Source organism: Alphaproteobacteria bacterium (assembly GCA_018063245.1).
GTDB lineage: Bacteria > Pseudomonadota > Alphaproteobacteria > JAGPBS01 > JAGPBS01 > JAGPBS01.
In genome coordinates this window covers 1-12,313 of the sequence record JAGPBS010000013.1, presented here as the reverse complement: position 1 = coordinate 12,313, position 12,313 = coordinate 1, and the positions used below count along the sequence as shown (strand labels likewise).

At 40.4% G+C, this 12,313-nt stretch carries 8 protein-coding genes; 6 read left to right on the top strand and 2 right to left on the bottom strand.

Features of this window, described 5'->3' with window-relative positions:
- Window position 1 precedes the first annotated feature (1 nt).
- Window positions 2–1,906, bottom strand: coding sequence for an acetate--CoA ligase (gene acs / locus KBF71_02825; GenBank protein MBP9877250.1), 1,905 nt, complete (start codon window positions 1,904–1,906; stop codon window positions 2–4).
- A gap of 168 nt (window positions 1,907–2,074) precedes the next feature.
- On the opposite strand from acs, the gene rpmB reads away from it, so the two are divergent.
- The 4 genes from rpmB to der all read left to right on the top strand — a co-directional run bounded on the left by rpmB (window position 2,075) and on the right by der (window position 6,059).
- Complete coding sequence (gene rpmB, locus KBF71_02820; GenBank protein MBP9877249.1) at window positions 2,075–2,380, top strand: 50S ribosomal protein L28; 306 nt, start codon at window positions 2,075–2,077, stop codon at window positions 2,378–2,380.
- Between the two features lie 126 nt (window positions 2,381–2,506).
- Window positions 2,507–3,160, top strand: a complete 654-nt coding sequence (locus KBF71_02815) for a tetratricopeptide repeat protein (GenBank protein ID MBP9877248.1) — start codon at window positions 2,507–2,509, stop codon at window positions 3,158–3,160.
- 43 nt (window positions 3,161–3,203) lie between these two features.
- Window positions 3,204–4,607 carry a PQQ-binding-like beta-propeller repeat protein gene (locus tag KBF71_02810; protein ID MBP9877247.1) on the top strand — a complete coding sequence of 468 codons (1,404 nt, stop codon included), beginning with the start codon at window positions 3,204–3,206 and terminating at the stop codon, window positions 4,605–4,607.
- A gap of 36 nt (window positions 4,608–4,643) precedes the next feature.
- On the top strand, window positions 4,644–6,059 hold the full coding sequence (gene der / locus KBF71_02805) for a ribosome biogenesis GTPase Der (protein ID MBP9877246.1): 1,416 nt from the start codon (window positions 4,644–4,646) through the stop codon (window positions 6,057–6,059).
- 124 nt (window positions 6,060–6,183) lie between these two features.
- Here der and KBF71_02800 read toward each other — a convergent pair whose 3' ends face one another.
- Complete coding sequence (locus tag KBF71_02800; protein MBP9877245.1) at window positions 6,184–6,993, bottom strand: NAD kinase; 810 nt, start codon at window positions 6,991–6,993, stop codon at window positions 6,184–6,186.
- A 91-nt stretch (window positions 6,994–7,084) separates the two neighbouring features.
- Here KBF71_02800 and KBF71_02795 point away from each other — a divergent pair, with 91 nt between their 5' ends.
- Complete coding sequence (locus KBF71_02795; protein ID MBP9877244.1) at window positions 7,085–9,172, top strand: AsmA family protein; 2,088 nt, start codon at window positions 7,085–7,087, stop codon at window positions 9,170–9,172.
- Between the two features lie 30 nt (window positions 9,173–9,202).
- Window positions 9,203–12,157 carry a hypothetical protein gene (locus KBF71_02790; protein ID MBP9877243.1) on the top strand — a complete coding sequence of 985 codons (2,955 nt, stop codon included), beginning with the start codon at window positions 9,203–9,205 and terminating at the stop codon, window positions 12,155–12,157.
- The last annotated feature ends 156 nt before the right edge of the window (window positions 12,158–12,313 follow it).

The following is a 12,313-nucleotide window of genomic DNA, read 5'->3' as shown; positions in this document are numbered from 1 at the left end:
GTTATTCCCGGCCTTCAATCAAAGAGGACACAATCGTCGTATCTGCGAGCGTTGAAATGTCTCCGAGTGAATCATCCTCATGCGCTGCAATTTTCCGCAAGATGCGCCTCATGATTTTACCTGATCTTGTTTTTGGCAATGCAGGGGTAAATTGAATCACATCCGGTGTTGCAATCGGCCCAATCTCTTTTCTCACAATAGCGATAATTTCAGCCTTTAATTCAGGGGATGGATTCTCACCAGAAAAGACTGTCACATAGGCATAGATCCCTTGCCCTTTGATATCATGCGGAAAACCAACAACAGCTGACTCCGCAACTTTTGGATGAAGATTAATCGCACTTTCAATCTCCGCCGTTCCTAATCTATGACCCGACACATTGATGACATCATCCACACGACCTGTGATCCAATAGTATCCATCAGCGTCACGCCGGCAGCCATCTCCTGTGAAATAAAGTCCTTTATAAGTTGAGAAATATGTTTGCTCGAAGCGTGCATGATCCCCAAAAACAGTCCGCATTTGACCTGGCCAGCTCTCAGCAATACAGAGTCGCCCCTCACACACACCATGAAGCTCATCGCCTTTTTCATCAACAATCATCGGCTTTACACCAAAAAATGGCTTTGTGGCTGAACTCGGCTTTAACGGCGTAATATTTGGCAAAGGCGAAATCAAAACGCCGCCTGTTTCTGTTTGCCACCAAGTATCAACAATCGAGCACCGTCCATCGCCTACAACTTTATGATACCATTCCCAAGCCTCTGAATTGATCGGCTCACCCACTGAACCCAGAATACGCAAAGACTGACGACTTGTCTTTTTAACAAAAGCATCACCCTCCTTCATTAAGGACCGCAAAGCCGTAGGGGCTGTGTAGAAAATTGTGACCTTTTGCTCATCAATAATCTGCCAAAAGCGTGAGAAGTCTGGATAATTTGGCACACCTTCATAGAGCACAGATTTTGCCCCATTCGCAAGAGGTCCATACACAATGTAAGAATGGCCTGTAACCCAGCCCACATCTGCTGTACACCAATAAAGATCGGTCGGCTGATAATCAAAAACATATTGAAACGTGAAAGAAATATAGACCATATATCCGCCTGTTGTATGCAAAACGCCTTTTGGCTTACCTGTTGACCCAGAGGTATACAAAATAAAGAGTGGATCTTCTGCAGACATTTCTTGCGGCTCACATGTTGCTGGCATTTTAGTCATTTCATCCAAAAGCCAAAGATCACGGCCTTCCGTCCAATTGACAGCACAACCTGTGTGCTTAACGACCAACAGGGTTTTTACATCAGGACAATGAGTTAAGGCAAGATCGGCGTTTTGCTTTAAAGCAATTATTTTGCCGCCTCTTTTACCTTCATCTGCTGTGATCACACAAGTGCTTTGGCAATCTAAGATTCGATCCTTTAGACTTTCAGCAGAAAAACCACCAAAGACAACAGAATGAACAGCGCCAATACGTGCACAAGCTAGCATCGCATAGACTGCCTCGGGAATCATGGGCATATAGATCGTAACGCGGTCACCTTTTTTTACTTGCTGCGCCTTCAAAACATTTGCAAAACGGCATACTTTATCATAGAGCATTTGGTAAGTAATAACTTCAGAATGCCCCGGCTCATCCCCTACAAAAACAAAGGCTGTATCATTTGCTTTTTCTGGCAAATGGCGATCGACACAATTGTAACAAGCGTTCAAAGTGCCATCTTCAAACCATTTAATAGAAACAGGATGCTGAAAAGTTGCATTTTTAACACGTGAATAGGGCTTTATCCATGTAATACACTTGCCAATATCTCCCCAAAAAGTGTCCGGATCAGCGACTGATTCGGCATAAAGCCGCTCATAATCAGCCATTGTTTTCAACTCTATCTGACTGCTTTTATTCATCTTATTTTCCTTTGCCTTGCTTTTTTCTTTTAGTGTAAAACTTCTTTCAATGGATCACAAACCGATTTTTTCTTTTTAAATCCAGAAAAGTCGAAAAAAAACTTGACGATTCAATTCTTTTATATTAAGGTTTCGGGCTAGATCTTGATTTTTGTAAGGAGTAATAAAATGGCAAGACGTTGTGATATTCTAGACGACAAAGGTGTTTTGGTTGGTAATAATGTGAGCCATGCAAACAACAAAACACGCCGTCGCTTTCTACCAAACTGTTTAAATGTAACACTCATGAGCGATGCGCTGAAACAAACATTTCGCATGAAAATTTCACGCAAAGCACAAAGAACCATTGATTTTAAAGGTGGTTTTGATGCAATGCTCATGAAGACAAAAAATGCAAAATTGACACCTGAAGCGCTTAAAATTAAACGCAAAGTTGCAAAAGCTCTTGAACAAAGCGCTGCATCTGCTGCTTAAGTTACTTCAGCATCGTTTTAATAAAAGGTTCTTAAAGCTCTCTTTAAGAACCTTTTTTAGTTCCTTATCAAAACAAATCCTGATATGATGTGGCACTGTAGGACAAACTTTAAGTAGAGATGCACAATGGAAAAAGACGATTATATTTCAGGTATTTTTCGTGAAATCGATGAAGATCTAAAAGCTGACAAAATCCAAGAAGTATGGGATAAATATAAGAATTATATCATTATCACCATTATTTCAGCTCTCATTATCACATCAGGTGTTACCTATTGGCAGTATAGAGCACACCAAAGAGACATGTCATACACAAGTTCTTACTATGAACTTTTAACAATGCCGATGAATCCAGACACCGTTAAAAATGGACTTCCTTTCCTTGAAAACAAAAAAGGCTATACCTATTTAGCTTCATTGTATGAAGCAGCCCTTTTTGTGAAACAAGAAAATTTCAAGGAAGCCTATGATGCCTATCATAAAATAGTTGAAAGTGCAGCTGTTCCTGCAATTTACAAAGACCTTGCTAACTATTATGCTCTTATGTCAAAAATTCGCTTTGCCAAACCAGAAGAAGTGCTTGCTGATATCGATGAAATCGATCTTGATAATTTTCACTATAGACCACTCGTTCTTGAGCTAAAAATCTTTCTTCTCCAGGAATTAAACAAACGTGATGAAGCAAAAGAGACTTTGCAAGAGCTTATCGCAATTGACAATTTACCTGAAGGCTTGAAACACAGAGCTGAGCTTCTCAAAATTCAACTCAGTCAGAAGTAAGATAGCTCTCTAATTATTCAATGACTTATCATTTGAGGTCCCTATGAAATTTGTATTCCGCACACCATACCGCTCAAAAAGCCTATCTATTATTTTACCGCTCACAATCTGTTCGCTTTTTCTAAACGGGTGCTGGATGGGCGCTGATGATAAAAAACAAAAGAAACTTGAAGGAGACCGTGTCTCCGTTTTGGCTCAAAAGACAAAATTAGAGCCAGCTGTTCTTGAGGCATCTGATCACATGAGCCTAAGCGCCCCATACATGAACAGTTCATGGTCTCAGATTGGCATGAAAAGCGATCATTTTAGTGATCATCTCGAACTCTCAGGTACGCTTCAAAAACAATGGTCAAGCAATATTGGTTCAAGCTCATCAGGTCATAATAAAATTTACGTATCTCCTGTCGTTGACCAAGGCATCATTTATGCGATGGATTCAGCCTCACAAATTTCAGCCTATCAGGAACAAACGGGACAAAAAATCTGGTCTGTTTCAGTAAAGCCTGAGAAAGAAAGAACAAAGCTACATGGCGGCGGCATGGCTGTTTTAGGGCAAAACCTCATTATATCAACAGCATATGGGGAAGTTCTCTCACTTGACATTACAGATGGAAAAGAACTTTGGCGTGTGTCTGTTGGATCTCCAATTCGTTCTGCCCCTGCTGTGACCGATAACAAAATTTTCATCCTGACTGCAGACAATAAATTGCTGGCCATGAATCCTGTCAACGGAAAAGTGATCTGGAAAGATACTGGTATCTCAGAAAACGCTTCATTGGTTGGCTCTTCAAGTCCTGCAGTAAAAGATAATCTGGTATTAGGCGCTTATACTTCTGGTGAAATCAACGCGCTGAATATTGATACAGGCCGTATGACATGGTCAGATAATTTGGCAAATAACCGCAAGGTCGGTCTGACATCAACTCTTTCTGATATTAAAGCGCCCCCTGTGATTGCAGGAGAAGTTATTCTCGCCATGAGCCATGCAAACAAATTATTTGCGATTGACCGCAGAACAGGCATTCGTCGCTGGGAAGAGCATGTCGGTGGGATTAATATGCCATGGGTGAGCGGGAATACAGCCTTCATGATTTCAAATGAAGCAGAGCTTATCGCCATGAATCTGTATAATGGTAAGATCTTCTGGATCAGTGACTTAAAGCAGCAACGCAAAAAACCTGAATCTATCGTCTGGTATGGCCCTGTTTTAGCGGGTGACAAATTGTGGATTACCAACTCTTTAGGTGAGCTACTCGAATATAACCCTGAAAATGGCACAGAGATTGGCAAAGCATCTTACGGCAGCGAAGCTGTCATTGCACCAATTGTTGTCAATAATAGCATGCTTTTGCTCATGAAAAATGGCGATTTGATTCGCCTTGTCGGCGATCAAAAAAACACAGCATCCACCTACAGCAAGGCTGACACGGGACAAGATACACATTAAACAAACTCTTTATTTTATTCATACTTTGAGGACTTTATGCTACACAAAATAGCCATTATTGGCCGGCCGAACGTCGGCAAATCAACCCTTTTTAACAAGCTTATTCGCAAAAAGCTTGCAATTGTGCATGACACACCAGGCGTAACGCGTGATTGGCGCGAGGCTGAGATACCGAATCTCTCCCCTCCTCTTATCCTTGTTGATACGGCAGGTCTTGAAGAAGGCAGCAAAAACAGTCTTGAGGTTCGAATGCGAGGGCAAACTGAACGCGCGCTCAAACAGAATGTATCACACATCATCATGGTCATAGATGGTCGCGAAGGGCTTACGCCGCTTGATCGTTATTTTGCAAATTGGCTCAGAAAATTAGGAATCCCTGTGAGTCTAGCGGTCAACAAATGTGACGATTTACGGAAAGCCTACCCGGGTGTTGCTGAAGCTTTTGAACTTGGCCTGGGTGATCCCTACCGCGTTTCATCCGAGCATAATATTGGTATTTATGATTTACTTCATGACATCCACACAAGCCTTTACCCAGATGTAGTCACTGAGGAACCAATTGAAGAAACAGAAGAGTCTTTTGAAGAAGAAGTGATTGCGCCTCAAGACGTTGAAGTCCCTGAAGAAGAACGCGCTATTCACCTTGCAATCATTGGCCGCCCGAATGTTGGCAAATCAACACTCTTGAATGCAATCTTAAAAGAAGAACGCGCATTGACAGGCCCTGAAGCAGGTCTTACGCGTGACTCTATTGTGAGCGAATGGGATTACAAAGGAAAAGCCTTTCGCTTGGTTGACACGGCAGGCCTTAGAAAGAAAAGCAAAATTTCTGAAGAGCTTGAGATTCTGGCAACGCAAGAGAGCATGCGCGCAATCCGCCTTGCTCACTTGTGTATTTTGGTTTTAGATGCAACCCATCCACTCGAAGATCAAGATCTCACTATTGCAAGTCATGTTGTGAATGAAGGGCGAGCCCTCATCATCGCGCTCAACAAATGGGATTTAGCAAAAAACAAACAAGAGTTACTCTCTGAACTCAACTATCAACTTGAAAAATCGCTGCCTCAAGTCAAAGGCATTCCGTACGTAACAATTTCCGCTTTGCATCATCAAAATTTAGATATGCTTTTTGATCAAGCTTTAAACATGTATGACTTATGGAATCGCCGCATTTCAACTAATAAATTGAATGTTTGGCTGAATGAAAAGACCGAGATTCATCCGCCACCGATGGTTAAAGGAAAGCGTCTTAAGTTAAAATATATGACACAGGTCAAGCATCGCCCACCAACCTTTGCAATGTGGACATCACTACCTGAAGATTTGCCTGGTCATTACAAAAACTATCTCATCAACCAGTTACGAGAAGATTTTGAGATGCCTGGGGTTCCGATTCGCCTCATGTTACGCAAAGGCAAAAACCCATTTGATGATGGTAAAAAGCGGCGGTAACGATAAAAACCAACAACGCTCATACAAAACACCAGATAAAATTATACTATGAACGAGAAGCGCAGTGTAGTTTACCTACATAAGCGACGAGTGAAGCAGTAGAATTTTAAAATGGTGTTTTGTATCACTCTTTACTGAACTGCTCTTGCAAAATCCGTTCTTCCCAGCCGTGATCGGGATCAAACAGTAAAACATAGGGATGCGTGTGATCAACACTAATTTCAACATGCACAACATCGCGAATCTCTTGATCATCTGCAACAGCACTCACTGGTCTTTTATCGGCCTCTAAAACCTCAAAAACAACACGTGCTGATTCATTGAGCAAAGCACCTCTCCAGCGTCTTGGCCGAAAAGCACTAATTGGCGTCAAAGCCATCAGGTTTGAGGTGAGTGGTAAGATAGGACCATGAGCCGAAAAGTTATAAGCCGTGCTCCCTGCTGGCGTTGAAACCAATGCGCCATCACAAATAAGCTCTTCCATCCGCATGACATTATCGATTTGAATCGATAATTTTGCCGTCTGATGCCGTTGTCTGAGCAGGCTCACTTCATTGATCGCAAGACGTTCATGACTCTTGCCATTCTTATCAATCGCCTTCATGTGTAAGGGAAAGAGCTTATAAGGCTTTGTCTGATTCAGCCTATTCAATAAATCATCATGTCGCAATGGATTCAGCAAAAAACCAATCGATCCGCAGTTCATACCAAAAACAGGAATATTCAAATCTAAACTCTGCTGAAGCGTGTGAAGCAAGAATCCGTCACCGCCTAAAGCAACAAGGCATTTTGCTTTAGCCTTATCACATTGACCATAAAAAGATATAAGCTCTTCAAATGCCGCTGAGGCCTCTACAGTCTGGCTATGGCAAAAATGAAGCGTATTTTTTTCAAACGAATGCAATTTTGTGATTTCCTTAAAATTGAATCTCATATATCCTATTAGAGACTCATTATAGATTGTTCTCTATAAAATGGCAATCTTTCAGAAAGCCATCCATAACAGCTTAATTCAGAGGCTCATCATGAAAAAATTCTTATATATCGTTCTTGCGCTCATTATCATTCTTTTTGCTGGTGTCTTTATTGCAGCCAAATTTATCCCTATTGAAAAAATTCAAGCTGAAGCTCTGAAACAAGCCAAAGACCAAACTGGTCTCGATATCACAATTGATGGAACCGCTTCTTTATCCGTTTTTCCATCGATTGCTCTTGAAGCACCAAAAGTAACAATCAAAAAACCAAACGAATCAAAACAGCTCGCTTCTGTTGAAAGCCTTAATCTTGTGATCTCTCTTTCAGATCTTATTTTCTCACAACAAGTTCGCGTTGAAAGACTCGATCTAATCAGCCCAGATCTCTACCTTGAAAAGAAAAAGGAAGGCACTCTCAATTGGTCGATTGATACAGCATCTGCAAGCAAATCAAACAATGATACTGACAAAAAGAAAGAAGGCAGTGTTTCACCAGCAGCTGCAGCTCTTTTTGTCAACCAAGTTAAAATTAAAGACGGCAAGCTCACCTATGTTGATGCTTCAAAAAACAAAACTGAAGTCATCGACCATTTGAATTTTGATCTCGAAATGCCTAGCCTTTCATCAACTTTAAAAGCTGAAGCAGACTTTATGCTCCATGGGCAAAAAACAGATTTTAACATCACACTGAAAAAAGCAAATGCTCTCTATGAAAAAGAAGCATCCGATCTTTCAATGTCTCTTGAAAACAATGTCATGAGAATGACTTTCAACGGAACAGGACAATCTCTTATTTCTGATGCAAGAGAGCTTAAAGGCGATTATGATTTTGAAACAAAGGACCTGCCTGCCCTTCTGCAATGGACATCAGGCGCTGCTGAAAAACCATCTTCTTCTTTCACAAAAGTCAGCAAGAAAGGGAAAATTCAACTCGCCCAAAATACTCTTTCCGTCAATCCTTTACAGATTGAAGTTGATGAATATAAAGGAGAAGGTTCTGCAACAATTGCGCTCGGAACATCAAAACCAAATGCAAAAGTAAATCTCTCATTCAACAACATTGCGATTGATCGCATGGTCGCAGAAGCAACAACCGATACAAATTTAACCACCGCAACTCTACAAGAACTTTTTCTCTCAAAAGTTGCTCTTGCTGACTCAGATGATGACAAAATTGATTTGTCCGCACTTGATACTTTAGATGGCACCTTCAAAATTGGTATTACAAACTTGAGCCTTAAAGGTCAGAGTCTTGGACAGACAAACATTGATGCAGCGCTTTCTGGTGGTCGCCTGAATAGCCAACTCGTGCAATCAAACTTGTTCAAAGGAAAAGCAGATATCAAATCAGTGCTCACAAGCAATGGGAACTATTCTGTAAATTGGGGGCTTGATGATGTGGATGTGAATCCACTTCTGACCCTTTTTAAAGACTTTAAAAAGCTCAATGGTACAGCCGACAGTAATGGATCTATCACCATGGCAGGAACAACCAAAAAACAACTCAAACAAAGCATGAGTGGCAGTGGTGCCTTCAATATTCAAAATGGATCCATACAAGGGATTGATCTTGGAGCGATTGGAAGAGACATTACAAAACTATTCTCGCAATCGAATGCAAAAACAGAATTTTCAAGCCTCACAATGACATTCCAAGCGAACAATGGTCGCATCAACACAAACGATCTTGCCATGAAATCCCCAATGGTTCAACTCTCTGGTAATGGTTATGTGGACTTACCATCTGAAAGTGTGAATATCCGGATTGTGCCAAAATTTGCAGATACATCAAAAGCTTCACAGGGCAAATTGAATCTTGCAAGCCTAACCATTCCTTTTATTGTTTCAGGTACTTTTGATCATCTCACTGTATTGCCTGATGCAAAAGGAATCATTGAGGAATCACTTAAAAATCCTGAAGCTCTTGGAAATCAGATTAACAATCTACTTGGTAAAAAAGGCGGCAAAAAAGGCGCTGCGACTCAAGATATCATCAATGGCATCCTGGGTGGAGGATCTTCTTCTGCGCCTTCACAAGCACCTGAGGGAGAGCCGTCACAAGCACCGTCTCAAGATCAACCAGCACAAAAAAACAATTCTAATCCTGGTGCGATTCTGAATCAGCTCCTAGGTCAGTAATTGTCATATTGATGTTGGAGAGATAGAACGATGGTTGGACAAGCAGAATGTCATTCTGCCTTACTCAGATTTTTTGAAACAAAAGCCTGGAAGACTGAAAAATCAACAATTAAGGCTGTAAGAGATAACTTTCTGAATCGAAAGACATCGCTTGAAAGCACAGTTTTTCATGACAAAGGTCCCTTTACCAAATCGCTGCTTAAAAGAGCTGGCGAAAAAATTGGTCCTTATTTCAAAACAACAGTCTGCAAAAAAACAACATTAGGAGCCTTTGCTAAGACGCTGAATCGTCTAACCTATGATGCAAGCCAACTCATCTTTGGACAGACCTATGATGACCTTCCGACAGAGGAGCATCAACTCTTTGTTATCGAACATCTGGATTTATCACCAGAAGATGTTCAACAATTTTTATCGAATCATGCCTATCACATCATCCGTCGCATTCAAGGTGAACTCATAAAACCAAGACAAGCAAGCGATATTGAATCTGATCTCTCTAAACATGAATTTAGCAATTCAGCTGATTTTTGTCTCCATCTTTACTCTTTTAAAAAGCTCTATGACAAAATGAAAGCAGACTCTATATTACTTAATTCTCTGCGAATAAAAGAGTCATATATTGATTATGTCGAAGCAAATGAATTCATTCACAAGGCTCTTGAGAGCGAGGCACAATCATTAACAATCAAAACAAAACAATCACGATCTAATTTATTAGTCCTACCGCCTGAAATTGGTTATTTAACTGGACTTACTGCACTTTATCTTGATGGCAATAGATTAGCCTATCTCCCGTTACAAATTGGGTCTCTCACTCAATTAAGACAATTAAATCTTAGAGGCAATGGCCTTACTCATCTTCCAAGTACATTTCAAAATTTGACGAGTCTTACACAGCTTAGTTTACGACAAAATTTGCTCACGACTCTACCAGATGAGTTTGAAAATCTAACAAACCTTCGCCTTCTTGATCTTTCCGCCAATCATCTGTCCACTGTGCCTCATGTGATCAATCGTCTTGGCTCTTTAAGCAAGCTAAGCCTATCAGGTAACCCTCTTACCAGCGTTTCTCTACAGGCAAGCAGTCTTTTAGAATTGACCTATCTTGGCCTTAAATATGTGTCAATCACGCTCATAGAAGACAGAGAATTACACATTTTCAGAGAAAGAAACTGTAAGGTACACGGCGCACACGTTCTCTCACTCCTTGAGGCACTTCCTCAGCATCTTCTTTTACTCTTAATGACATTTCTACCATGGCAAGAACTTCATCATCTTGCTGGCCTCAATAGATATTTAAACCGCTATGCAAAATCACTCATAGAAAGACGTAACCTCATCAGTCAACATGTATTTGGATCTAGATTTGCAGATATTGAAGAAGGTGAAAAAGATTTTCTCACACAGCACTTAAGCCTAACACAGATTGAAATCTCTTTTAAAATCACCTACATTCTTCAAGAGATCGAGCGAATTTGCCTTAGAATTCAAGATGATATTATAAATTATGTTAAGCAAGATGATGATGGAAATGAAATTAAACAATATGTCTACTCTACTCAAGATGTTAGAGAATGGCTTTCCTATGATTTTTTTGATAGCCAAGACGCTTTTCTAGATCACCTGTCTCGATTCGTCCGATTGGTAAGAGACATCAATAAGATGATTCAACCCAACGATCAACATGTTTCTCTTGAACGTGCTTTTCATTCATATGAATGTTGTCTTGATGATCTTTCACAAAGCAAACAAAATAGTAAGCGCTTCTCTTTTGTCAATTCTGCTCTTGTTTTGATACCACCCGAACTTTCAAAATTCAGACACCTTGAGAAAATTACACTGATCGAACTTTACCTCACGTCTTTACCTGATAGTCTTAAGGACTTACCTCATCTTACACACATCTATTTAAACAAAAATTTATTTGCTGAGATTCCGAAGGTTCTCTATGCTTGCCTACAGTTAAAAACAATTGCTTTAATAGAAAATTGCATCACACTCATTTCAGACAAAATTGCAAACCTGCAATCTCTTGAAATGCTTGCTCTGCATAAAAATAATATTCAAACCGTACCTGATGCTCTTTCAAGACTGTCTCATTTAAAGTCGCTCATCTTAACAGAGAATCCTATTTGTGCATTACCAGATTCAATGACAAAACTAACCTCTTTAAGGGATCTGCGCGTCAGCCTGACATGGAGTGCTCTCAGCGCAAAACAGAAACTCTGGTTATTACGACAAACCCACCAAAAGATGAAAACAGCAGGCATCCCCGCGCCAGCCTATCTTTCCCAGATCCCTGCCATTCTAGAATCTATACAATTGTCACTTCAAGAAACATCTGGCTTCGAGCCTCTTGATCAAATAGAGGCAAGATTTTCTCCAGATTCTTTTGATGGCGATCTGGGAGCCTTCCTTGACTATCTAAGGCAATTTGCTGACTCTGTTGTTCGATCGAATGAAGCCATCCCTTTACGAAAAAAACACCAAATCAACCCAACAGAGCTCTCTTTTTCCTACAAAGGATATAGCGTTTGCGTAAAAATGATTGAAGATTCTGTCCGTCAAAAAGATCCTTCTTTTACACTGAATAGAACATTTAACACAGGCCAAACTCTCACCCTCCTCCCTCTGAATATAAGAGAATTAAGGCATGTCAAATACTTAAATTTACAAAGAAATCGATTAACTTATATCCATGAAGAGATATGGAGGCTTCCGCTTTTAGAGACACTCAAACTGGATTATAATCAATTGAGCAAACTCCCAGGTGGCATCAACCAATCTAGACGTCTTCGAGTCCTATCTCTTTCTCACAATCCTTTGTGTGAATTACCGGGAGGCATTGAAAATACAAGGCTCAAAAGACTCAAACTCTGTCAGACGAATATTGATGTACAACTCATCCCCGAAAATCAAAAACAATGGCTTCAGAAATCAATCAAACGAGGCATCACAATAGGGGTTTCTTTCAATAAATAAACTTTTCTTTTGTCATCCCCACGTTCTCCTTTGTCATCCCTGCGAAAGTGTACAGACCGGAGACATGGGTAACGAATGTGCGGGGACATAGGTAACACTTTTTCGATTATAACTTAGAGTATAAATTTACGGGAGTGTATTTTTCCATCTGATCTA